This window comes from Nocardia arthritidis, assembly GCF_011801145.1.
GTDB lineage: Bacteria > Actinomycetota > Actinomycetes > Mycobacteriales > Mycobacteriaceae > Nocardia > Nocardia arthritidis_A.
Genome location: NZ_CP046172.1, coordinates 3,794,900 through 3,818,924, shown reverse-complemented (window position 1 = coordinate 3,818,924; position 24,025 = coordinate 3,794,900). Strand labels below are relative to the sequence as shown.

The window sequence follows — 24,025 nt, the reverse complement described above, 5'->3', positions numbered from 1 at the left end:
GTCTTTCTCCCGATCAGGATTGGAGCACAGCGATGGCGCGGGTCCACGCGGCGGTGGCGCCCGCGATCAGGACGGGTAATGCGATGACGAAAAATCCGGCGGCGGGCAGCTTGTCCAGATTCGCCAACCGCTCGATCTGGTAATACGGGCGGTGCCGCCCCAGCACATGCGCCGGCCACAGCGCGGCACGGTCACCCGCCAGAAAACGTTCGATCATCGGCTCGAACGGACCGTCGAAACTCGCACCGTCCGTACCGATTACGGTTATTCCGGCATCCAGCAGATATTCGATCGCCTCCGCCGCGATCGCCTTGTCACCGCCGGTCCGGATCAGCACGATGGATCCCGGCGCGGTGCCCTCCGGCAATTCGATATCGGCCCGGGTGACGATCTCGCCGTCCGGTTTCGCCAGATCGAACAGCACACCGGGCCCGTAGAAGGAACGCAGCGGCGCATCGTTGATATCGCGCCGCACACCGTCCGCCGCCGGACCGTAATGGCCCGGTGCGTCGATATGCGATCCGGCGTGCACGGAGGCGTGCACCATTTCATGGCGGAGAAAGGCGCTGTCCGGGAAATCGGCCGCGTTCAGCCTGCCGACCGCGTGCGCCGCGATCTTGGGTAATACGTTGGCGCAGAAGAAATCCGCGCCCGGTTCGGGTTCGAGCGCATCGATTCGGGTGGTGAACGGTCCCTCGGCGTGATCGCCGATATCGCTCGACAAATCGATGAGTTCCGCCGCCGCGAAAATCTGGGCGAGGTTGTCGGGCATCATTTCTCCTTCCCGTCATGCGCCGCGTTCGGCCACCAGCGCGAGAACCTCGCGCGGTGTGGTGGTGACCTTGATGGCGTCGTCGCCCAGTTCGATGTGCTGTGATCGCTCGATATCCGAGGTCACCTCGAGCAGCGCGATGGAGTCGTAGCCGAGGCTTTCGAAATCGGTGTCGACGATGGTGTCGTCCAGGACCACGTCCTCGTCGGCGCCGGCGCAGCGACGCAATATCGCGATGAGTTCGTCGAGCCGCATGGCGGTTTCTCCCTTCTACTGTGTTGATCGGCGCACCACCATGGCGGAATTGAAGCCGCCATGGCCGCGAGCGAGTATCAGCGCCGCGTTCAGCGGCATCGGCCGCGCGGCGCCGACCACCAGATCGATGTCGTATTCCGCGGCGGGCGCCACATTGCGGGTCGGCGGAACCACGTTGTCCCGCAACGACAACAGCGCGGTGGCCAGATCCAGCGCGGCACCACCCGCGCCCAGACGGCCGATCAGCGTCTTCGGCGCGGTCACCGGTACGCCGCCGGGGCCGAAGACCGCCGCGAGCGCCAGCGCCTCCGCGGTGTCCAGCGGCACCGAGGCCGCGGCGTCGGCGAAGACGACATCGATATCGGACGGTTCCGAATCCGCCGCCGCCAGCGCCGATTCGATCGCGCGTCGCAGACCACACGGATCCCCCGTGTCGGGGTCGAAGGTGGTGCCGTATCCGGCGATCTCGCCGTAACACCTTGCGGCACAGCGTTGCCGCGCATGATCGGCGTCCTCGACGACCAGGATCGCACCGCCCTCACCCGGCACATATCCGCTCGCCCGCGCATCGAACGGCAGGTACGCGGCACACGGATCGTCGGATACGCTGAGCCGCCCGCTCGCGAGGTGACCGGCCCAACCCCACGGGCAGATGACGCCGTCGACGCCACCGCAGACCACCACCGGTGTGCCCCGGCCGACGAGGCGGCGGCCCTGTGCGACCGCCGCCAGCCCGCCAGCGTCATCGGCGACGAGAACCCCACTGGGGCCGCGTAATCCGTGCCGGATCGAGATCTGACCGGTGTTCACCGCATAGAACCACGCGAACGACTGGTAGGCACTCACATACGAACCGCCCTTGCTCCACAGGTTCTGCAACTCCCGCTGCCCGAACTCGAAACCGCCCGCGCTGCTTGCGGTTACCACGCCGACATCGAAACCGTCGCCCTCGCGGACATCGATCTCCGCATCGCCCAGCGCCCAATCGGCCGCGCCGAGAGCAAGTCTGGTCATGTGATCGGTCTGCGGCAGCAGCCGACCCGAAATATGTTCCTCGGCAACGAAATCGATCACCTCCCCGGCCAGCCGCGCCGGATACCGGTCCGGTTGGAAACGACGGATCCGGCGGATCCCCATCTCCCCGTCCAGCGTTGCGGCCCAATACTTCTCGGCCCCCATCCCGTTCGGCGCCATGATGCCGAGCCCGGTCACCACCGCCCGCACCGCTACCGCCTCCCCGGTGCGCGCAACACCATCGCGGACTGGAATCCGCCGAAGCCGCTGCCGACGGTCAGCACCACATCGGTCCGCCACTCCCGCGCGGTGACCGGCACGTAGTCGAGATCGCAATCCGGGTCCGGCTCACGAAGATTCGCGGTCGGCGGGACCACATTGTCACCGATCGCCAAAACACACGCCGCGATCTCCAGCGAACCGATCGCGCCGAGCGAATGACCGATCATCGACTTGATCGAACTCATCGGAACGTCGTACGCGCGAGCCCCGAAAACGCGCTTCACCGCATTGGTTTCGTGCAAGTCGTTCTGTTTGGTGCCGGAGCCGTGCGCGCTGATGTAGTCGATATCGCCGGGATCGACCCGCGCCCGGTCCAGCGCCGTCCGGATCGCCGCCGCCATCTCCCGCCCGTCCGGACGCAGACCCGTCATGTGGAAGGCATTGCAGCGGGAACCGTAACCGGCCAGCTCGGCCAGGATTTCGGCGCCGCGCGCCCGCGCCGAATCGTATTTCTCCAGCACGAATATCGCGGCGCCCTCACCGAGCACGAACCCGTTGCGGGTGCGGTCGAACGGCCGCGAGGCGTGCTCGGGATCGTCGTTGCGCGGTGTCGTCGCCTTGATGGCGTCGAAACACGCTGTGGTGATGGGCGAAAGCGGCGCATCGGTCGCACCGGCGATCATCGTGTCGGCCATGCCGTCCCGGATGAGTTCGGCGGCATGCGCGACGGCATCGATTCCGGACGTGCATCCGGTCGACACGATCTCGACCGGACCTCGCGCACCGGTGCGGCGGGCGACCTCCGCCGCGATCGAACTCGGGACGAAATAGTCGTACAAATGCCCGACCGCCAGCCGATGATCCACCAGCCAGTCGCGGCCCTCCGTGCTGACCACGCGGTACTCCCGCTCCAAACCCATCGTGGCGCCGACCGCCGTACCGATGGTCACGCCCGTGCGATGCGGATCGAAGGTGCGCCCGGACCCGAGCGCTTCCCGAACCGCCGCCAGCGCCAACTGGGTTGCCCGATCGAGCCGGGACGCATCCTCCTCGGTGAGCCCGTGTTCGGCTGGGACGAAATCGATTTCGGCGGCCACCTGGGAGCGGAACGGCGCCGGATCGAACAGCGTGATCCGCCGGGTCGCGGTGCGTCCGTCGCCGAGCAGCTTCCAGAACTCGTTGACGCCGACACCGCCCGGCGCCAGCACACCCATACCGGTGATCACCACACGCGATTCCACTGCGCTTCCCTACCGAGCCACCAGACCGCCGTCGATCACCAAGCCGTGCCCGGTCACATACGACGATTCCGCGGAGACCAGCCACAACACCGCCTTCGCGATCTCCTCCGGCGTCGCCATGCGACCCATCGGCACGATCGCCGTATACCGCGCCTCCACCTCCGGCACGCCGCCGGTGAACCGCTCCAGGAACGGGGTGCGCACCACACCGGGACACACCGCGTTCACCCGGATACCGCGATCGGCGTACTCCAGCGCCGCGGTCTTGGTCAACCCGACCACCGCATGCTTACTCGCGACATACGAACCGTTCTTGTCGAAGGCCACCATGGCCGCCACCGACGCGCCGTTCACGATCGCGCCGCCACCGCCGCGCAGCATCGCCGGCACCTCGTACTTCATGCTCAGCCAGACGCCCTTGAGGTTCACCGCGAGCGCGTGATCCCACGCCGACTCGTCCGCCTCGTGGATTTCCCGTTCGGCCATACCCTCGACGCCCGCGTTGTTGAACGCGCAGTCGAGCCGCCCGAACTGCTCCACTGCCCTATCCACCATCGCCTGCGCGTCAGCGGCCCGCGAAACGTCCGCGCGCACCGTGATCGCCTCGCCGCCAACGTCTTTGACCGCGCGCTCCACCTCGGCGCAATCCTGCAGATCGGCGAGCACCACCCGCGCGCCCGCCGCGGCGAGCACCACCGCGGCCGCCGCGCCGATACCCGACGCGGCGCCGGTGACCAGCGCAACCCGATCATCGAGACGGATTCCCATGTCAGCGACCGCCTTCCGGTACGACGCCCTCGACGAGGGCGAGGAAAGTTCCAGTCGACCGCACGCCGTCGAAGCGGATGCCGACGCGCTCGAAGAGTTCGGCGACGTGATGCGAATTATGTTTGCGCCCACCGACGTTCAACAGCAGCAGCATGTCCAGTGCCGAGGTGACCACCGGCTCCGGCGTATGATCCGTCAGCGTCTCCACCACCAGCACCCGGGCGCCCGGTCGCGCGTTGCGCCGCACGTTCTCCAGGGTTTTCACGGTGCTGTCGTCATCCCATTCGAGAATGTTCTTGAGAATGTAGACATCTGCCTCGATGGGTATATCCGCGCGGCAGTCACCGGCGAGCACGGTGGCCCGCCCGGCGAGCGCCCCGGTCCGCAGTTCCGGAAGCGCTTGAGCGACAACGCCTTCCAGGTCCAGCAGATAGCCGCTTGCGTTCGGATAAGCCTCCAATACCGTGCACAGTAGTCTGCCCTGTCCGCCGCCGATATCGGCCACCGTCTCCGTGCCGGACAAGCCGAGCGCCTGAACCACCGCATCGGAGGTGTGCGCGCTGGCCTGGGTCATCGCCGCGGTGAAAACCACCACGGCCGCAGGCTCGTTCGTGTGGATGTAGCGGAAGAAATCGCTGCCGAGCACCGCCGTCGACTGCGGCTTCCCCTCCTGCACGGCCTCCCGCAGATGCGGCCACAGCCGCCAGAAAATCGGGTGACCGATCCAGCGGACCAGGTACGTCACGCTATTGGGATCGTCCTCGCGCAACAGGTTCGACAACCCGTTGTTGCCGTACGCGCCGTCATCGGATCGGTCGAAAACCCCGCGTGCGACAAGCGCATCCAATAGCTGCGCCAGCGCGACAGGGTCCGCGTCGAGCTCCGTCGCCAGGGCCGCCGCGGTGCGCGGCCCCGCCGCCAGCGCACCCGCGATACCGAGATCGACGGCCGTAACCAGCGCTGCCGTCGAAACCAGGCCCCAGGCAACCTCTTTGATGCGAGAAATATCGGATTGGATTGCGGAGATGCTTGCCATGTCTTCGCTTTCGTCGCGGTCGATGACGCAATCCTGACGGCGGCGCATCCGGCGAAAATCCGCTGCGGCTCGAGCGCGTCTCAACCGGGCGAAGATACGGTTCAGCCGGGCGGCAAATCGGTTGAGCGGCAGGCGTTTACGCCGAGAGTGTCCGTCCGGCGGCCGCGGTCGTCCGCGAGTAGCCGACGGGCAGCAGGAACTCGAATACCGTTCGGCCATTCGATCTTCGGCAGCATCAGCCTCGAAAATGCCCTGCCGAACGCACAATTCGCGTCTATCAGCGATCAGTGGAGATTCCCGAGGACCAGCGCCGACGGGCTGGTCAGATCTATCGAGCCTGATCGGCCTAGCGCCTACGGAACCGGGATCATTTCCGGGTGCAGCAAGGTGTCCGGGGCTTTCGGGAGATCGTCGTATCGGCCGAGTGTCGTGTCGAAGAAGCCGCGCAGGTAGCCGCGCTGCAGATCGAGCGAGTCCCGCGGGTCGATGGTGCCGACCATCTTGGCGGCGAAATCGGCGGGCACGATGCCCGCGGCGGCCAGGACGGGAACGATCAGCTGGTTGTCGCAGAACGAGTGATGCTGTGAGCCGTCGAGCCGGAATTCCAGTTTCGGTCCGCGATCGGCGGCCCAGAATTGCTGCCAGCCGGTGTCCTGTGCTCGTCCGTGATCGGTGCCGCCGATCAGTACGAACGGACGGTCCAATCCGTCGGTGAGCACCGAACCCCACAGGGAGCCATCCAGATCCACCCCGGCGACGACGCGCCGATCGTCGTGCATCACCTGGGCCGCGGTGGCGCCACCGAGTGAATGCCCGAACATCGCGACCTTCGACAGGTCGAGTATTCCGGCGAGGTTCGCGGGCAGCGGATGCCCGTCGGCGTCCGGGTCGGCGCCCGTGCCGAGGTCGGCCAGCCGGTCGAGTACGAAGCGCGTGTCGGCGACGCGGACCTCCATCGCCTGTCCGATTTGCGCCTCGAGCTGTTCGACGTCCTGGGCCTGCGGCAGCATGTTCTTTTCGAGCCGTCCGCCGGGGAATTCGGTCGCCAGCGATTCGTGGGTGTGGCTCATGGCGACCACAACGAATCCGTGACTGGCGAGATCCTCGGCCTGTGCGGTACTGGCCTCTCGTGGCATGCCCATGCCGGGAGAGAACAACACGACCGGCCGTCGCCCACCGGCGCTGTCCGCGGCCGCATCGATCCGACCGTGGCTGGGCGCCAACGTCCACGACCCCGTGGCCGGTGGACCGATCTGGGCCAAGCCGTCCGTGTAGGCCCGGCCCATCTGTTCGGAAAACCAGGGCCGCACCGGCATTGCCGCCCGATCGGCGGCGGGGTACCAGATGCTGACCATCAACTCGCGTGCGCGAGCCGGGACATACGGATCGTGACGGGACGGATCGATCAGATGCAGATCCACCACACCGATCGCATCGGTGCCGCTCGGCTCGGGCAAGGTCACGACCACCGACGCCGGTTGCGATGGCGCCGGTTCGGCTCGGGCACCGCCGTCAACCGCGGCCGAGGCCAGCAGGAAAACCAATAGACAACGAAATACCCTGCCCAACAAGACAATCCCCTCCCAGTCCCGACGTGCTCGCCTTCGGCCGACTCAGCCTAGCCAAATCCCCGCATGGATGGCACCCCGCTCCAGAGGAGACCCCTATTGATGTCGTTGGCCGAGGACGCAGAATTCGTTACCTTCGGGGTCCGCCAATACGACCCATGATTGATCACCTTGGCCGATATCAACATGCTGTGCACCATGGGCCAGCAGACGAGCCACCTCGGCGGCCTGGTCATCGGGCCGGAAGTCGAGATGGAGTCGGCTCTTCACCTTCTTGGCCTCATCGAGCCGGACGAAATCCAACCCCGGCAGGCGATCCGGCTCCGGACGGATCTCGAACTCGTCGTCGGAGGAGTAGACCACGACCCACCCCAGAGCCTCAGCCCACCACTGCCCCAAGGCCACCGGATCCACTGAATGAACAATTACCTGTTCCCATTCCAAGCTCACCCACCGAGCTTAGGCATACCAGAGCTTCAGAACCAGGCGATTGATTCGGGGATCTGTTGGGACTAAGCCAGTTTCGTCCCGACGGGACAGGCCGAAACCCCCTGTGGCCACATACCACCGAACGTGCGCCGACGGAGTCTCTGACGTTCAGGCCAACGGATCCGCTTGGCCCGGCTAGGACCGAGGCGATGGCTGTCGTCGCCAGCATTCACCGGGCAGGGTTGCTTCTACGCGCAAAGATAACCATAAAGTCGCCGGTGGTCGGTGTTGGGCAGTAGTTGTTGTCTAACTCTGAGCGACAACACCGGACGCGGATCCAAATTGTCGCTCACAGTTAGACAACAACTACCTGTTCGACGCACACCATGATGTCTCGTGCAAACACTCAGCTTCCGAGTTGACCATCACACGCCGGGAAATCACAACCTAACCGCGAACTCCACCCCTGGCGGGAGCTCGAGGGCGGCGAACCCTCGAAACTCCCCAGGTTCGGGAGTCCGAGGGCGTCCAGTCGCCAAACCTCGTGTCCAGGGACAGTTCCCGGACATGCCCGTCATCGCCCGAAGCGCGAAGCAGCGGCACTCGACATATCCCGAGAACTCGGGAGCGGTAGCCCCTCGTTACTGGTAGTCGTCGCCCAGTTCGTAGGTTTCGCCGGTCAGTTCGGCGGCGCGTTCTTCGGCGTCGGTTTCGCTGTCGAGGTCGGCGGAGGCGGCGTTGAGGAACCAGGTGAGGCCCTCGTCGGTGCGGCCCGCCGCGACGAGGGCGTCGGCGTAGGCGTAGAAGAGGCGGGCGTGGGCCGAACCCGTGCGGGCCGGATCGAGATCCGGAGTCTGCAGGGTGACCACGGCTTGGTCGTATTGGCCCATGTCCATCCGGGCGCCCGCCACGACGATGCGAAGTTCGATCGCCTCGTCGCCGCGCAGCGCACGCGCCTCGTCACTGCGCCCCAATTCGATGGCGCGCTCGGGACGACCGAGACCGCGTTCGCAGTCGGCCATCACCGCGAGCAGACCAGACCCGCCGGACATCCGGCGCGCGGTACGCAGCTCGGACAGCGCCTCCGCCCATTCGCCCGCGTGATATGCCGTGACGCCGGCGGTTTCGCGGACCACCGCGATCCGGCCCGCCCGCTGCCGAGCCGCTCGGGCATGTGCGAGCGCGAGCCCCGGATCGTCGTCGATCAGCCGCGCCGCCATCACCAGATGCCGCGCCACCGTCTCGGCATTGCTCTTGTCCAGGCTCAGCAGATCCCGGCGAACCGCCATATCCAATTCGGTGGCCTGCACGTCATCCGGCAGATCCGGCTCCTCGGGCCGCGGCGGCCTGCGATCGAGTGAGCGGCCACCCCGCGCACCCTCGCCCCCGCGCCGCCGGTCCGCCCCGTCGTCACCGCCCCGCGCGAATCCACCACGCTCACCCGAATCCGAGCGCCGGTCGTACCCCCGCTCCCCACCGCGCTTGAACCCGCGCTCACCCGAATCCTCACGATCCGAATCACCACGCGACCCCGCGGCACCACGCCGTTTGAATCCACCACGCTCGTTCACGTCACCCCCCCGTTCGCCAGCGCCGGACCGATCGAAATCACTTGCACCGGACGCACCCCGACGCCCGAATCCACCACCCTCATTCACGTCGCCACCTCCCTCGAAGCCGCGCTCACCCGAATCCCCACGACCAAAACCACCCGCACCGGAATCACTCCGACGATCGAACCCACCGCGCCCACCGACGGCAGCACTGCGATCGAACCCACGCTCGCCCGAATCCTCACGGCCGGAATCACCCGCACCGGAATCACTCCGACGGTTCAATCCACCACGCTCGCCTACGTCACCCCCACGATCGGATCCACGCTCGCCCGAATCCTCACGACCGGAATCAACCGCGCCAGAGTCACTTCGACGGTCGAACCCACCGCGCTCGCCGACGGCAGCACTGCGATCGAACCCATGCTCGCCCGAATCCCCACCACCGGAATCACTCCGACGATCGGATCCACCACGCTCACCCGCGTCACCGCCGCGACCGAACCCACGCTCGCCCGAATCCTCACGACCGGAATCACTCCGACGATCAGATCCACCACGCTCGCCTACGTCACCCCCACGATCAAAGTCACGCTCGCTCGAACCCTCACGACCGGAATCACCCGCACCAGAGTCACTTCGACGGTTGAACCCACCGCGCTCGCCGACGGCAGCGCCGCGATCTGATCCGTACTCGTCGCCCGAATTCCCACCAGAATCACTCCGACGATCGGAGCCGTCACGCTCACCCGCGTCACCGCCGCGACCGAACTCACGCTCGCCCGAATCCCCACGGCCGGAATCAGCCGCACCGGAATCACTTCGACGGTCGAATTCACCACGATCGCCTACGTCACCGCCGCGGTCAAAGTCACGCTCGCCCGAATCCTCACGGCCGGAATCACCCGCGCCGAAATCACTTCGACGGTCGAAGCCGCCACGTTCACCCGCGTCACCCCCGCGACCGGATCCACGCTCGCCCGAATCTTCACGACCGGAATCACCTGCGCCGGAATCACTTCGACGATCGGAGCCGCCACGTTCACCTGCGTCGCCGCCGCGACCGGATCCACGCTCGCCCGAATCTTCACGGCCGGAATCACCCGCGCCAGAGCCACTTCGACGGTCGGATCCATCACGATCGCCTACGTCACCGCCGCGGTCAAAGTTACGCTCGCCCGAATCCTCACGGCCGGAATCACCCGCGCCGGAATCACTTCGACGGTCGAAGCCGCCGCGTTCACCCGCGTCGCCACCGTGGTCGAATCCACGCTCGCTCGAATTCCGGCGGCTGGAATCGCCTGCGTCGGAATCATTTCGGCGAATGGGCTCACTGCGGTCGCCTGTGTCGCCGCCGCGCTTGGCCGAATCTCGGCGGTCGAAACCACCCTGCCGGTCCGCGGCACCGCGTCGTTTGAATCCACCGCGCTCGCCCGAGTCCTCTGCGCCGCGCCGATTGAAATCGGCTGCGCCGGAATCATTTTGGCGCCTGAATCCGCCACGTTCATCCGAGTTGTCCCGGCGGTTGAATCCGCCGCGCGAACCCGAATCACCCTGCCGGTCGGAACCGCCGCGTTGACCCGAGGTTCCGCGCCTGTCGAATCCACCGCGCGAACCGGAACCACCACGCTGATCGGCGTCACCGCGCCGCTCGAAGCCTCCGCGGTCACTCGATGCGCCGCCGCGACGGAAACCTCCGCGCTCACCGGAGTCCTCACGACGGTTGAAACCACCGCGCGAATCCGAGTCACCGCGACGCTCGAAACCGCCACGATCACCACCCCGGCGGAAACCACCGCGCTCACCGGAATCGTCACGACGGTTGAAACCACCGCGCGAATCCGAATCACCGCGACGCTCGAAACCACCACGATCACCACCGGCACCACCGCGACGGAAACCGCCGCGCTCACCGGAATCGTCACGGCCGTTGAAGCCACCGCGGTCATCGCCACCCCGGCGGAAACCACCGCCGGATTCCTCACGGCGGTTGAAACCACCGCGCGAACCAGAATCACCGCGACGCTCGAAACCGCCACGATCACCACCGGCACCGCCTCGGCGGAAACCGCCGCGCTCACCCGAGTCATCACGGCGATTGAAGCCACCGCGGTCATCGCCACCCCGGCGGAAACCACCGCCGGATTCTTCACGGCGGTTGAATCCGCCGCGCGAATCGGAATCACCACGGCGGTTGAATCCACCGCGTGGGGCGGGATCATTGCCGCGCCGGAAACCTCGGTCGCCGGATTCGCCGCGGCCGCCTTGGTAGCCGCCGCGGTCGTTATCGCCGCGCCGATTGGGTCCGCGTTCACCGGAATCACCGCCGCGCCGGAATCCTCGATCGTCGGAGCTGCCGCGGCCGCTTTGGTAGCCACCTCGGTCATTGTCACCGCGCCGGTTGGTATCGCCGCTGCGTTTGAAGCCGCGCTGGCCTTCGTCGCCGCGGCGGTTGGATCCGCCGCGCTGGTCGCCTTCGCGGTCGCTGCCGGAGCGGTTCTGGAACGAGCGGCCATCGGACGAGCCGCTGCGCCGGAAAGGCTTACGGCCGTCGTTCTGATCCGACACGGTGATCCCTTTCTAGGTGCGCTATCCGCCGCGACCCCGCAACGATACCGCGTGAATTGTCTTTGTCTGCGTAGGTGATTCTGTTCCCCCACCCGGTCCACCAACCCCACACCCTGTACATCGAATGTGCGGTGCACATACCGGGTGCGGCAGGCACCTGACAGGGTGCTGAAACGCCGATAGGGGACCCAGAATCTGGGTCCCCTATCGTGAAAGATGTTCCGGCGGTGTCCTACTCTCCCACACCCTGTCGAGTGCAGTACCATCGGCGCTGGCAGGCTTAGCTTCCGGGTTCGGAATGGGACCGGGCGTTTCCCTACCGCTATGACCGCCGTAACTCTATGAAACTATCCACACCCACCCGAACCACAGGGTGATCCCCGGGTTCGAGGGTGTGCGTGTGTTGTTTCAGATACCGCACAGTGGACGCGTAGCTTCTTTGTTGGTAAGTCCTCGGCCTATTAGTACCAGTCACCTCCACCCATTACTGGGCTTCCAGTTCCGGCCTATCAACCCCATGGTCTGTAGGGGGCCTTAACCCATCAAGTGGGAGAGAAACCTCATCTTGGAACAGGCTTCCCGCTTAGATGCTTTCAGCGGTTATCCCTTCCGAACGTAGCTAACCAGCGGTGCCCTTGGCAGGACAACTGGCACACCAGAGGTTCGTCCGTCCCGGTCCTCTCGTACTAGGGACAGCCTTCCTCAAGTTTCTGACGCGCGCGGCGGATAGAGACCGAACTGTCTCACGACGTTCTAAACCCAGCTCGCGTGCCGCTTTAATGGGCGAACAGCCCAACCCTTGGGACCTACTCCAGCCCCAGGATGCGACGAGCCGACATCGAGGTGCCAAACCATCCCGTCGATATGGACTCTTGGGGAAGATCAGCCTGTTATCCCCGGGGTACCTTTTATCCGTTGAGCGACACCGCTTCCACATGCCGGTGCCGGATCACTAGTCCCGACTTTCGTCCCTGCTCGACCTGTCAGTCTCACAGTCAAGCTCCCTTGTGCACTTGCACTCGACACCTGATTGCCAACCAGGCTGAGGGAACCTTTGGGCGCCTCCGTTACATTTTAGGAGGCAACCGCCCCAGTTAAACTACCCACCAGGCACTGTCCCTGAACCAGATCATGGCCCGAGGTTAGAAGTCCAATACGACCAGAGTGGTATTTCAACGACGACTCCACGAACACTGGCGTGCCCGCTTCACAGTCTCCCACCTATCCTACACAAACCGTACCGAACACCAATACCAAGCTATAGTGAAGGTCCGGGGTCTTTTCGTCCTGCCGCGCGTAACGAGCATCTTTACTCGTAATGCAATTTCGCCGAGTCTGTGGTTGAGACAGCAGAGAAGTCGTTACGCCATTCGTGCAGGTCGGAACTTACCCGACAAGGAATTTCGCTACCTTAGGATGGTTATAGTTACCACCGCCGTTTACCGGGGCTTAAATTCTCAGCTTCGCACCCAAAGGGCGCTAACCGGTCCTCTTAACCTTCCGGCACCGGGCAGGCGTCAGTCCGTATACATCGTCTTACGACTTCGCACGGACCTGTGTTTTTAGTAAACAGTCGCTTCTCTCTGGTCTCTGCGACCCCAACCAGCTCCCACCGCAAGGGTGTTCACCAGTCCGGGTCCCCCTTCTCCCGAAGTTACGGGGGCATTTTGCCGAGTTCCTTAACCACAGTTCTCTCGATCGCCTCGGTATTCTCTACCTGACCACCTGTGTCGGTTTGGGGTACGGGCCGTGTACCAACTCACTAGAGGCTTTTCTCGGCAGCATAGGATCACTGAATTCGCCTCAATCGGCTACGCATCACCTCTCAGGCTAAATGTCCGGCGGATTTGCCTACCAGACGCCCTACAGGCTTACACCAGGTATTCCATCACCTGGCCCAGCTACCTTCCTGCGTCACCCCATCGCTTACCTACTACACCCAGGATCCCATGCAGCCACTTCCGGCCTCCCGAAGGAGGTCCATCCGCTTTTGGATGGTTAGCACAGATGATTCGATATTGGGCGCGGATACACGGGTACGGGAATATCAACCCGTTGTCCATCGACTACGCCTGTCGGCCTCGCCTTAGGTCCCGACTCACCCTGGGCGGATTAACCTGGCCCAGGAACCCTTGGTCATTCGGCGGACGAGTTTCTCACTCGTCTTTCGCTACTCATGCCTGCATTCTCACTCGCGCAGCCTCCACGACTAGGTCACCCCGCCGCTTCCCTGGCTACACGACGCTCCCCTACCCACCCAGACACCTGGCTCGAAAGCAGGTACATGTCTGAGTGCCGCGGCTTCGGCGGTGTACTTGAGCCCCGCTACATTGTCGGCGCAGGATCACTTGACCAGTGAGCTATTACGCACTCTTTCAAGGGTGGCTGCTTCTAAGCCAACCTCCTGGTTGTCTTCGCGACCCCACATCCTTTTCCACTTAGTACACGCTTAGGGGCCTTAGCCGGCGATCTGGGCTGTTTCCCTCTCGACTACGAAGCTTATCCCCCGCAGTCTCACTGCCACGCTCTCACACACCGGCATTCGGAGTTTGGCTGACTTCGGTAAGCTTGTGGGCCCCCTAGGCCATCCAGTAGCTCTACCTCCAGTGTGAAACACGCAACGCTGCACCTAAATGCATTTCGGGGAGAACCAGCTATCACGGAGTTTGATTGGCCTTTCACCCCTACCCACAGCTCATCCCTCAGTTTTCAACCTAAGTGGGTTCGGGCCTCCACGACGTCTTACCGTCGCTTCACCCTGGCCATGGGTAGATCACTCCGCTTCGGGTCCATAGTGTGCGACTCAAACGCCCTATTCGGACTCGCTTTCGCTACGGCTCCCCCACACGGGTTAACCTCGCCACACACCGATGACTCGCAGGCTCATTCTTCAAAAGGCACGCCATCACCCCACCAAAGGAGGGCTCTGACGGATTGTAGGCGCACGGTTTCAGGTACTATTTCACTCCCCTCCCGGGGTACTTTTCACCTTTCCCTCACGGTACTAGTCCGCTATCGGTCACCAGGTAGTATTCAGGCTTATCGGGTGGTCCCGACAGATTCACAGCAGATTTCACGGGCCCGCTGCTACTCGGGAACACATCACAGTAGAGCACGCGTTTTCGCTTACCGGACTCTCACCGTCTACGGTTGGCCGTCCCAGACCAATTCAGCTAACACGAACTTTTCTGACTACTGCTCACCACGGCAGTGATAAGAAGATGAGTCCCACGACCCCGCATGGACAACGCCTGCCGGCTATCACATCCACACGGTTTAGCCTCTTCCGCTTTCGCTCGCCACTACTCACGGAATCACTGTTGTTTTCTCTTCCTGTGGGTACTGAGATGTTTCACTTCCCCACGTTCCCTCCACACCACCTATATATTCAGTGGCGGGTGACACGACATCACTCGTGCCGGGTTTCCCCATTCGGAAATCCTCGGATCTCAGCTCGGTTGACAGCTCCCCGAGGCTTATCGCAGCCTCCTACGTCCTTCATCGGCTCCTGGTGCCAAGGCATCCACCGAACGCCCTTAAACACTTACAAACAAAGATGCTCGCGTCCACTGTGCAGTTCTCAAACAACACACAAGACCGAAACCTGATGCAGCACCAGCACTCCCACACGGAGCCGGTATGACTACGGCACGATCCTGTCGTTATCTCTTGCCTGGAAAGAACGCCTGTTCTTTCAGGACCCAACAGTGTGTCGACTACATCCCCGAACCCGAACCCCCTTGGAGCCCAGGCACATTCGAGGCACATGTCAGCGTTCCACCCATGAGCACCGCAGTCCTGCATTCGAGGACATGAACGGCTCTGGCACCCTCGGTTCCGACTCTTCGGACCAAGCAGTGCAGATGCTCCTTAGAAAGGAGGTGATCCAGCCGCACCTTCCGGTACGGCTACCTTGTTACGACTTCGTCCCAATCGCCGATCCCACCTTCGACAGCTCCCTCCCACAAGGGGTTAGGCCACTGGCTTCGGGTGTTACCGACTTTCATGACGTGACGGGCGGTGTGTACAAGGCCCGGGAACGTATTCACCGCAGCGTTGCTGATCTGCGATTACTAGCGACTCCAACTTCACGGGGTCGAGTTGCAGACCCCGATCCGAACTGAGACCGGCTTTAAGGGATTCGCTCCACCTCACGGTATCGCAGCCCTCTGTACCGGCCATTGTAGCATGTGTGAAGCCCTGGACATAAGGGGCATGATGACTTGACGTCGTCCCCACCTTCCTCCGAGTTGACCCCGGCAGTCTCCTGCGAGTCCCCGGCATAATCCGCTGGCAACACAGGACAAGGGTTGCGCTCGTTGCGGGACTTAACCCAACATCTCACGACACGAGCTGACGACAGCCATGCACCACCTGTACACCAACCACAAGGGGGGCGACATCTCTGCCGCTTTCTGGTGTATGTCAAACCCAGGTAAGGTTCTTCGCGTTGCATCGAATTAATCCACATGCTCCGCCGCTTGTGCGGGCCCCCGTCAATTCCTTTGAGTTTTAGCCTTGCGGCCGTACTCCCCAGGCGGGGCGCTTAATGCGTTAGCTACGGCACGGATCCCGTGGAAGGAAACCCACACCTAGCGCCCACCGTTTACGGCGTGGACTACCAGGGTATCTAATCCTGTTCGCTACCCACGCTTTCGCTTCTCAGCGTCAGTTACTGCCCAGAGACCCGCCTTCGCCACCGGTGTTCCTCCTGATATCTGCGCATTTCACCGCTACACCAGGAATTCCAGTCTCCCCTGCAGTACTCAAGCCTGCCCGTATCGACCGCAAGCGCACAGTTGAGCTGTGAGTTTTCACGATCGACGCGACAAGCCGCCTACAAGCTCTTTACGCCCAGTAATTCCGGACAACGCTCGCACCCTACGTATTACCGCGGCTGCTGGCACGTAGTTGGCCGGTGCTTCTTCTACAGGTACCGTCACTCCCGCTTCGTCCCTGTCGAAAGAGGTTTACAACCCGAAGGCCGTCATCCCTCACGCGGCGTCGCTGCATCAGGCTTCCGCCCATTGTGCAATATTCCCCACTGCTGCCTCCCGTAGGAGTCTGGGCCGTGTCTCAGTCCCAGTGTGGCCGGTCGCCCTCTCAGGCCGGCTACCCGTCGTCGCCTTGGTAGGCCATTACCCCACCAACAAGCTGATAGGCCGCGGGCCCATCCTGTACCGATAAATCTTTCCACCCCAAACCATGCAGTCCGAGGTCATATCCGGTATTAGACCCAGTTTCCCAGGCTTATCCCGAAGTACAGGGCAGATCACCCACGTGTTACTCACCCGTTCGCCGCTCGTGTACCCCGAAGGGCCTTACCGCTCGACTTGCATGTGTTAAGCACGCCGCCAGCGTTCGTCCTGAGCCAGGATCAAACTCTCCGTTGAAGACTCACGAAACACCCGAAGGTGAATCAAAAGTATCTCGAACCAGAGTCCGAAAACCTAACTAAAACGCCAGCCGGAAATTAGCTGACAAAAAATGTCCATCCCTCACACGGGGGTATGAGGAACAGAACCAAAAATATTTGGCACTGACATTCATCGACACACTATTGAGTTCTCAAAGAACAGGCGCACAAACATCTGATCCGGTTTAGCCGGATCTTCAGTGAGGCAACTTTTCCAGCCTAACCTCAGGCCCGAACGAAGTCAAGTTCGGTCGAGCTTTCTGATCTTGCTGGGGTGGTCAGGCGCTCCTCGTCCTACCTCGTTTCCCTGGCCGCTGGGGCCCGGGTCGGTGTCCGTGTCGCTCTGACCTGGAATAAGTTACGGGTTCGGAAACGCTACGTCAAATCGCCTGGACGCGACCGCGTTTGCGCATGTCAGGATCGCGCGGCGGGGCCGATCGGCGGCTCGGCCCACACAATTGTGAGCCGAGCCACCAAGATCAATTTCCGGTGGCGCGCAGCACCCCGGCGATGTTCCGCTTTCCGCGGCGCAGCACCAGCCAACGACCGTGCAGGTAATCGCCTTCCGCGGGCGTCCATTCGAGATCGGAAATCCGTTCGTTGTTCACCGACGCACCGCCCTCGTTCACCGCGCGCCGAGCCGCACCGCGACTTTCCGACAAACCGGTCGCCACCAATAAATCCACGATCGTGTTCGGCGTGCCCGGTCCGATTTCCGCGACGCCGCCGTCCACCGCGGCCTCCCGCAATGCGGCGCCGAGCGTCGACTCGTCCAATTCGCGCAGTTCACCGCGACCGAAAAGGGCCTGGCTGGCGAGCTGCACCGCGCGGGTGTTCGCCTCACCGTGCACCAGGGTGGTCATCTCGGCGGCCAGCCTGCGCTGCGCCTCCCGCGCGTGCGGGCGCTCCTCGGTGGCCTTCTGCAGCTCGTCGAGTTCCGCGCGGGACAGGAAGGTGAACCAGCGCAGGTACCGGACGACATCGGCATCGGCCGTATTCACGAAGTACTGGTACCAGGCGTAGGGGCTGGTCATCTCCGGATCCAGCCAGAGGCTGCCGCCGCCGGTGGACTTGCCGAATTTCTTGCCGTCGGCCGAGGTCACCAGCGGCACGGTCAGCGCGTGCACCGACGCACCGTCGACGCGGCGGTTCAGTTCGACGCCCGCGATGATGTTGCCCCACTGATCCGAACCGCCGACCTGCAATACGCAGCCGTACTTGCGGCGCAGCTGAAGGTAGTCGTTGGCCTGGAGCAGCATGTAGCTGAACTCGGTGTAGGAGATGCCCTCACCGTCGAGGCGCCGCTTGATGGTGTCGCGGGCCAGCATGACGTTCACCGAGAAGTGTTTGCCGATATCGCGCAGGAAGTCCACGGTGCTCAGCTGACCGGTCCAGTCCATATTGTTGGCGATGACCGCACCGGTGGGCGAGTCGTCGAGGTCGACGAAGCGCTCCAGCTGCGAACGGATCCGCTGCGCCCATTCGGCCACGGTGTCGGTGGAGTTCATGGTGCGCTCGCCGACATCGCGCGGGTCGCCGATGAGTCCGGTGGCGCCGCCCGCCAGCACGATCGGGCGATTGCCCGCGCGCTGGAACCGCTTGAGCGCGAGCAGCGGAACCAGGTGACCGGCGTGCAGGCTGGCGGCGGTGGGATCGAACCCGGCATAGAGGGTCAGCGGTCCGGCCGCCAGCGCCGCGCGCAGGGCGTCCAGGTCGGTGGACTGTGCGATCAGTCCGCGCCAGGTCAATTCATCGATGATGTCGCCGCTCACGATGTCCTATCTTTCCGCACGACAATTCCGGTTCGATCCGAGGTTCAGTCTCGCCCGGCCACGCAGGCCGAAGCCAACGGTTTTATCCAGCGGCGAAACCGCGGACCAGGATGTCGACGGTCGCGGTGAAGCGGGTTTCGAAGTCGAGTCCGGCGCCGGTGGCGAGGGCCGCGGCGAGCAGCGGGTAGGCGTCTGGATCCGCCTCGGCCGGGGCCGACTCGTCTTGTTCGTGACCTGGGGTCGCGCCGGCCTCGGCGAGGGTGTGCCCGATGACGAACATCATCACCGCGTTGAGTATGTCCATCGCCCTGCCGAGTTCGACGCCTTGATCGCAGAGCACGGCGAGCCCGGATTCCAGGATGCGGAAGGCGCCGGGTGAGTTGACCGGCCGGGTGGCGATGATGCCGAGCGCCGCCGGATGCCGCAGCAGGGTGGTCCGGAATCCGTGCGCCATCGCGGAAACCGCATCGGGCCAAGAGGTTCCGGGCGCGGGCAGCAAATCCGCCAGCGACTGTTCGAGCAGGCGCTCGACCATGCCGTCCAGCAGCGCCGCCTTGTTCGGCACGTAGTGGTACAGGCTCATGCCGTCGACGCCCATGGCGGCGCCGAGCTTGCGGGTGGACAGCGCGGTGAGCCCGTGCGCGTCGACGAATTCGATTGCGGCGTCGAGGATCTTTTCCCTGGTCAGCCCGGCTCGTGGCCGTGCTCTGCGATCAGCCATGCCTCGATCATCCCGAAGTTTTTCTTGCACCGCAAGAAAAACTGGTTTAGGGTTTATCTTGCACTGCAAGAAAACCTGAGAGGGCTTGTCCACCATGCTGATCGCCGCCATGTCCCGCCGCCTCAACGACGACGTCGACTACGCCACCTTCCGGAAGGCCTGGATCCCGGACGAAACCGTTCCCGGTGACCCGCGCACCCGGGTGATCAGCGCGCTCAATGTCGAGGACCCGCGCGAGATCCTCACCATCGCGCTGATGGAAGACGCCGAACCGGCCGATATTCCGGCCTGGCTCGAGCGCCTGAACCCCATCGAGATGCGCCGCTACGAACGGATCAAAGACCTGGTGAGCGAACCGACCCTGAACGCCGTCTACCAGGTCGTCGCGGAAGACGATCTGTCCCAGCCCATTTCGGAGTGACAACGCGCGACGGCGGCGGACCGTGCGGTCCGCCGCTTTCGCGTTTATCGCGTATTACTCACCGGGAGAACAGGTTCCGCGCGGCGATCAGGCCATCGCGGCGCTGGTAGGCGATCCAGGCGAACAGCGCGGCCAGCGCCAGCGGGAAGATCGCCATCGCGGGCGCGCCCATCACGAATGCCTGGGTGGCGGCGGCCAGCACCATGGTGATGGACAGGCCGGCGGCCGCCAGGCCGTTCAGCCGCGGCACCAGCAGGCCGACGCCGCCGGAGACCTCAACCAGGCCGGTGAAGTAGCGGAACCAGTCGCCCCAACCGATTTCGTTGAAGACGCGGATGGCGTCCTGCTGGCCGGCCAGCTTCGGCGCGCCGGAGGCGATGATGAAGAACAGGCCGAGCACGATCTGCAGGGTCCACAGGACACGGTTGCGGACCTTGCTCGGGCGGGCGACGGCGGGGGCGGCGATGGTGGCCATGATCTTTTCCTTCGGGTCGGTTCGCGCTCTCGGTAGCGCGTTCACCTGATAAGACGCCGCCCCGGCGCGGAATTCATCGCAACCCGCCGAAATTTGTTCCGCCGCAGGTCAGGACGCGCGTTCCGGCGCCAAAGGCGCGCGCGGGCTGCGCTTGTAGGCCGAGACCGCGGCCGAATCGGGCAGCCAGAAACGCCACGGCCGGTCGGCGGCCAGGCTGACGCCGACGCGCGGCCCGCCGGCGATCGCGGACTTCGGCAGCGGCTTGCGCAGCTCGAGCCGGATCGCCGAGGCCGGATCGAACAGCGCGGTTCCGTAGTCGCCCAAGGTGATTCCCAGCGCGCTACCGAGATTGCCCGGGCCCCTTGCCAATCCGGCGTCGTTGCGGGCAGTGGGGCGGCGGGCGCGCACCTCGTCCAGTCCGGCGATGACCTCACCGGAGCGGAGCAGGGCCGCGCTCGCGGTGCCGTCCGGGCCGGTGGTCACGTTGATACAGGTGTGCATGCCGTAGCTGACGTACACGTAGAGAAATCCGGGCGGGCCGAACATCACCATATTGCGTTTGGTGCGGCCGCGTCCGGAGTGCGAGGCCGGATCGGGCCACGGCCCGGCCGGATCTCCCCCATACGCCTCCACCTCGACGATCCGCACCGCCACCGCACCCGACCACAGGATCGAACCGAGCAACCGACGGGCGGCAGCGGGTGGTTCGACGGCGAGCTCATCAACAGACACAGCGCTCCATTGTTCCCGATGGCCTGCCCGGACCGACTGCTACACGTAGGAACTGTGCTGCCCCGCGCGCAAAGCGACGAGGTCGTCGGCGATGACCGCGGCGTATGCGACGGCGACGAGGGCGACGAGCTGACCCCAGGCCACCCATGCGACGCCGATCGGGATCGTCGCGGCCACCGCGACGGCCGCGGCCAGGCGCGACCACGGGCGCGAAAGACGCAGCGAGAGCCGGAATGCGAACTGGCCGAGGAAATAGAGGGTGACACCGCCGGAGAGCGCCGCCGCGGCGGCGAGCGAGGTGGGTTGATTGCCGTGCGCGATGCTCAGATTGATACCGGCCGCGGTGACGACGATGCCGATCAGCATGGGGTACAGCGAATATCCGTACGCGAGCACAGCGGGCGTCGATCGTTCCCGGACGGGCACGGCGGCCAGGGCATGTTCGCCGCGTTCGTCATCGATGCCGAAATAGGCCCACCACAGCACATATGCCAGCGACAGACCGAGCGCCACCTGGGCGACGAGCGGAACCGTGATCGACTGCCCCGCCAGCCCGACTCCGATGGCCACGACGGATTCACCGATGGCGACGATGATCACCAGGCCGTGCCGTTCCGCGAAATGGGCGGCGCGCACCTGGAAATCACGGGTCTCCACCAGATATGGACTGATCACCTGAACGGCGAAAGCGGCTGTCCAGCACAGGTATTGGAGCCAGCCGTCGGCGAAGCCGCCCGCGAGCACCAGCAGCGCGGCCAGCGCGTTCAGCGGGGCGATGCGTTTGATCGCGATCGTCGCCGATTCGCCGCCGCCGGAGGCGAACAGCAGGGTGTGGATGACGGTGACGAGGATGTAGGCGAGGCCGAAGGGGATTCCGGAGCCGTGGAAGGCGTCCGGAATGGACAGCGCGAGCACGAAGAACGCGAACATGCCGATGAGCAGCCAGGTGCGCCGCGCCGAATTGCTCGGTGCCACCTCGTTGGTGAGCCAGACGTATCCGCTGTACATCCACCAGATCACGCCGAAGAGCACCGCGACCTGACCGAGCGCGCGCCAACCCGGGTCGTGGGTGAAGACGTGGGTGAGTTGAGTGATGGTGAAGACGAAGACTAGGTCGAAGAAGAGTTCCAGGGTGGAGACCCTGACCTGTCCGCCGTCGGCGGGTTCGGCGTTCGCGGTGGTCACGGCAGGAGCGTAAACCGCTCCGCCGGAGTTATTGCTGCACGGGCGGCGCGACAGGTTCGACGCCGAGCCGATCGGAGTATTGCGCGTTGAGCTCCGGCCAGCCGTGCGCCATGGCCGCCATCCCGATGATCGGTCCGACGGGGCTGCCCGCGAGCAGCTCGGCGGCGACGTCCAGACAGATATGCCAACCGGCCGCCATCATCGCCGCGACGCCGCGCTCGGGCAGCCGGTGGGTGAGCGTCAGCGCGGTACCGGTACCGCTCGCGCACAGCTCCCAACGCAAAAGGTCACCGCCCCAAGTGAATTCGAGGAGAGTCGGCGACTGCGCCGCACTCACCTCGCCGGGCAGCTCGGTGCCATCGGTCATGAACAGCGTGACGGGTCCGACCGCGGCCAACGACCGATCGGCGGTGTACGGCGCCCACTCCCGCAACTCGTCCGGTTCGGTGAGGGCGGCCCACACCGAACCGGGCGCCTGCGGGAACTGCCGGTGGAAGACCAGCGACCACCGCCCGCCATCGTCGACGAGTTCGACTCGCTGCAGCGGACTCGGCCGGTAGTTGCTCATCGGGATTCCTTTCGCTCGAGGTGTCGGCCCAGCGCGTCGAGATGCCGTGTCCACAACCGCAGATAGGGCGCGAGCCAGTCGTCGAGTTGTTCGAACGGGGCCGGGGCGAGTTGATATATCCGTTTCTGCGCGGCGACCTCGCAGGTGACGAAGCCGGAGTCGCGCAGGACTCGCAGATGCTTCGACACCGTCGGCTGGGACAGCTCGAGCCGGATGACGAGATCGCTGACGGTAGCCGCGCCGGTGCGCAGTTCGTCGAGGATTCGCCTGCGCTGCGGTTCGGCCACCACAGCGAATACATCGGTCGTCACACCGCTAATATACTCCTTCACGTATATACGCAACAAGGAATATTTGCAGGTTATTCAGCCGATCAGGTCGGTGCCGAGGTGGAGACCGCGCAGCTTGGCCGGATTCACCTGGAAGCGGAGGTTCTCGATCTTGCCGTCGACCAGGTCGTAGGTGAACGCCGAGACCGGATTGTCGTCGAGATAGGTGATGACGCCGAGTTCGCCGTTGATGGTCGCGGGCGCCAAGGTGAATCCGGCGACGATCGGCTTGGCGAGCACGCCGAGGATCCACCGGGCCACATGGTCCGGTCCGTAGAGCGGGCGACGGGCCGCGGTGACGACGCCACCGCCGTCGGTCCACGCGGTGACATCCGGCGCGAGCAGATCCATCAGGGCATTGAGATCGCCGCCGGATGCCGCCGCCATGAACAGCTCGGTGACGTGATCGCGGGCGGTTCGGTCGGTGTCGAACCGCGGGCGGCGGGCCCGCACGTGTTCGCGGGCGCGGTGGGCGATCTGCCGGATGGTCGCCTCGGGCCGGTCGAGGGTGTCGGCGATCTCGGCGTGGGTGTAGCCGAACACCTCGCGCAGCAGGAACACCGCGCGCTCGATCGGACTCAGCGTTTCCAGTACGACGAGCATCGCGGTCGAGACGGTATCGGCGAGTTCGGCGTCCTCGGCGATGTTCGGAGTGGTCAGCAGGGGCTCGGGCAGCCAAGGGCCGACATAGTTTTCGCGGGTCGCGCGGGCCGAGGTGAGCCGATTCAACGACAGGTTGGTGACGGTGCGCACCAGATAGGACTTCGGATGCTCGACCGCCGTGCGATCGGTCTCGTTCCATTTGAGCCAGGCGTCCTGCAGCACGTCCTCGGTGTCGGTCACGGTGCCGAGCATCCGGTAGGCGGTGGCGAACAGCAGTCGCCGATGCTCCAGGAACGGATCGCGCATCGGGTCGTCGGTCATCGGCACATCGTCGCGCATCGTCACCCGTACCCGTCGCGGCAATTCCCTGCCATCAC

22 protein-coding genes and 3 rRNA genes are annotated in these 24,025 nt (G+C 64.4%); 3 read left to right on the top strand and 22 right to left on the bottom strand.

Annotated elements, in window-relative coordinates:
• Positions 1–13: 13 nt before the first annotated feature.
• The 10 genes from F5544_RS17195 to F5544_RS47075 form a co-directional block, all read right to left on the bottom strand.
• Positions 14–775: a cyclase family protein gene (locus tag F5544_RS17195; RefSeq protein WP_167474127.1), complete on the bottom strand. Its 762-nt coding sequence runs from the start codon at positions 773–775 to the stop codon at positions 14–16.
• 12 nt (positions 776–787) lie between these two features.
• On the bottom strand, positions 788–1,027 hold the full coding sequence (locus F5544_RS17190) for an acyl carrier protein (protein ID WP_167474126.1): 240 nt from the start codon (positions 1,025–1,027) through the stop codon (positions 788–790).
• 15 nt (positions 1,028–1,042) lie between these two features.
• On the bottom strand, positions 1,043–2,251 hold the full coding sequence (locus F5544_RS17185) for a ketosynthase chain-length factor (RefSeq protein ID WP_167474125.1): 1,209 nt from the start codon (positions 2,249–2,251) through the stop codon (positions 1,043–1,045).
• A gap of 2 nt (positions 2,252–2,253) precedes the next feature.
• Positions 2,254–3,504 carry a beta-ketoacyl-[acyl-carrier-protein] synthase family protein gene (locus tag F5544_RS17180; protein ID WP_167474124.1) on the bottom strand — a complete coding sequence of 417 codons (1,251 nt, stop codon included), beginning with the start codon at positions 3,502–3,504 and terminating at the stop codon, positions 2,254–2,256.
• Between the two features lie 9 nt (positions 3,505–3,513).
• Positions 3,514–4,272 carry a glucose 1-dehydrogenase gene (locus F5544_RS17175; protein WP_167474123.1) on the bottom strand — a complete coding sequence of 253 codons (759 nt, stop codon included), beginning with the start codon at positions 4,270–4,272 and terminating at the stop codon, positions 3,514–3,516.
• A 1-nt stretch (position 4,273) separates the two neighbouring features.
• On the bottom strand, positions 4,274–5,308 hold the full coding sequence (locus F5544_RS17170; protein WP_167474122.1) for a methyltransferase: 1,035 nt from the start codon (positions 5,306–5,308) through the stop codon (positions 4,274–4,276).
• A gap of 353 nt (positions 5,309–5,661) precedes the next feature.
• Complete coding sequence (locus F5544_RS17165) at positions 5,662–6,771, bottom strand: alpha/beta hydrolase family protein (protein ID WP_167474121.1); 1,110 nt, start codon at positions 6,769–6,771, stop codon at positions 5,662–5,664.
• Between the two features lie 201 nt (positions 6,772–6,972).
• The gene (locus F5544_RS17160; RefSeq protein ID WP_167474120.1) at positions 6,973–7,326 is read right to left on the bottom strand and encodes a VOC family protein; all 354 of its coding nucleotides are present in this window, start codon (positions 7,324–7,326) and stop codon (positions 6,973–6,975) included.
• 620 nt (positions 7,327–7,946) lie between these two features.
• The gene (locus tag F5544_RS17155; RefSeq protein WP_428847147.1) at positions 7,947–8,963 is read right to left on the bottom strand and encodes a tetratricopeptide repeat protein; all 1,017 of its coding nucleotides are present in this window, start codon (positions 8,961–8,963) and stop codon (positions 7,947–7,949) included.
• Complete coding sequence (locus tag F5544_RS47075; RefSeq protein WP_275107038.1) at positions 8,960–9,085, bottom strand: hypothetical protein; 126 nt, start codon at positions 9,083–9,085, stop codon at positions 8,960–8,962. The genes F5544_RS17155 and F5544_RS47075 overlap by 4 nt, the downstream gene beginning before the upstream one ends.
• A 196-nt stretch (positions 9,086–9,281) precedes the next feature.
• Here F5544_RS47075 and F5544_RS17150 point away from each other — a divergent pair, with 196 nt between their 5' ends.
• Positions 9,282–9,545 carry a hypothetical protein gene (locus F5544_RS17150; protein ID WP_167474118.1) on the top strand — a complete coding sequence of 88 codons (264 nt, stop codon included), beginning with the start codon at positions 9,282–9,284 and terminating at the stop codon, positions 9,543–9,545.
• A gap of 161 nt (positions 9,546–9,706) precedes the next feature.
• On the opposite strand, the gene F5544_RS17145 is transcribed toward F5544_RS17150, so the two are convergent.
• On the bottom strand, positions 9,707–9,994 hold the full coding sequence (locus F5544_RS17145) for a hypothetical protein (RefSeq protein ID WP_167474117.1): 288 nt from the start codon (positions 9,992–9,994) through the stop codon (positions 9,707–9,709).
• Positions 9,995–10,433: 439 nt separating this feature from the next.
• On the opposite strand from F5544_RS17145, the gene F5544_RS17140 reads away from it, so the two are divergent.
• Positions 10,434–11,504 (top strand): hypothetical protein, encoded by a 1,071-nt coding sequence (locus tag F5544_RS17140; RefSeq protein WP_167474116.1) that lies wholly within the window; start codon positions 10,434–10,436, stop codon positions 11,502–11,504.
• A gap of 141 nt (positions 11,505–11,645) precedes the next feature.
• Here F5544_RS17140 and rrf read toward each other — a convergent pair.
• The 5 genes from rrf to F5544_RS17115 form a co-directional block, all read right to left on the bottom strand.
• Positions 11,646–11,762 (bottom strand): 5S ribosomal RNA (gene rrf / locus F5544_RS17135).
• 105 nt (positions 11,763–11,867) lie between these two features.
• A 23S ribosomal RNA gene (locus F5544_RS17130) occupies positions 11,868–14,976 on the bottom strand.
• Positions 14,977–15,300: 324 nt separating this feature from the next.
• Positions 15,301–16,819 (bottom strand): 16S ribosomal RNA (locus F5544_RS17125).
• Together the 16S, 23S and 5S rRNA genes form the textbook arrangement of a ribosomal RNA operon.
• Positions 16,820–17,321: 502 nt before the next feature.
• The gene (gene tyrS, locus F5544_RS17120) at positions 17,322–18,614 is read right to left on the bottom strand and encodes a tyrosine--tRNA ligase (protein ID WP_167474115.1); all 1,293 of its coding nucleotides are present in this window, start codon (positions 18,612–18,614) and stop codon (positions 17,322–17,324) included.
• An 82-nt stretch (positions 18,615–18,696) separates the two neighbouring features.
• Positions 18,697–19,335 carry a TetR/AcrR family transcriptional regulator C-terminal domain-containing protein gene (locus tag F5544_RS17115; RefSeq protein ID WP_167474114.1) on the bottom strand — a complete coding sequence of 213 codons (639 nt, stop codon included), beginning with the start codon at positions 19,333–19,335 and terminating at the stop codon, positions 18,697–18,699.
• A gap of 85 nt (positions 19,336–19,420) precedes the next feature.
• On the opposite strand from F5544_RS17115, the gene F5544_RS17110 reads away from it, so the two are divergent.
• Positions 19,421–19,756: a hypothetical protein gene (locus tag F5544_RS17110; protein WP_167474113.1), complete on the top strand. Its 336-nt coding sequence runs from the start codon at positions 19,421–19,423 to the stop codon at positions 19,754–19,756.
• 58 nt (positions 19,757–19,814) lie between these two features.
• On the opposite strand, the gene F5544_RS17105 is transcribed toward F5544_RS17110, so the two are convergent.
• The 6 genes from F5544_RS17105 to F5544_RS17080 form a co-directional block, all read right to left on the bottom strand.
• Complete coding sequence (locus F5544_RS17105) at positions 19,815–20,231, bottom strand: DoxX family protein (RefSeq protein WP_167474112.1); 417 nt, start codon at positions 20,229–20,231, stop codon at positions 19,815–19,817.
• Positions 20,232–20,339: 108 nt separating this feature from the next.
• Positions 20,340–20,963, bottom strand: coding sequence for a DNA-3-methyladenine glycosylase (locus F5544_RS17100; protein ID WP_167474111.1), 624 nt, complete (start codon positions 20,961–20,963; stop codon positions 20,340–20,342).
• 39 nt (positions 20,964–21,002) lie between these two features.
• Positions 21,003–22,148: a low temperature requirement protein A gene (locus tag F5544_RS17095; RefSeq protein WP_167474110.1), complete on the bottom strand. Its 1,146-nt coding sequence runs from the start codon at positions 22,146–22,148 to the stop codon at positions 21,003–21,005.
• A 28-nt stretch (positions 22,149–22,176) separates the two neighbouring features.
• Positions 22,177–22,716, bottom strand: a complete 540-nt coding sequence (locus F5544_RS17090; RefSeq protein ID WP_167474109.1) for an SRPBCC family protein — start codon at positions 22,714–22,716, stop codon at positions 22,177–22,179.
• Positions 22,713–23,027: an ArsR/SmtB family transcription factor gene (locus F5544_RS17085; RefSeq protein ID WP_167474108.1), complete on the bottom strand. Its 315-nt coding sequence runs from the start codon at positions 23,025–23,027 to the stop codon at positions 22,713–22,715. The genes F5544_RS17090 and F5544_RS17085 overlap by 4 nt, the downstream gene beginning before the upstream one ends.
• A 54-nt stretch (positions 23,028–23,081) precedes the next feature.
• Positions 23,082–23,969, bottom strand: a complete 888-nt coding sequence (locus tag F5544_RS17080; protein ID WP_167474107.1) for an RNA polymerase sigma-70 factor — start codon at positions 23,967–23,969, stop codon at positions 23,082–23,084.
• Positions 23,970–24,025 lie beyond the last annotated feature (56 nt).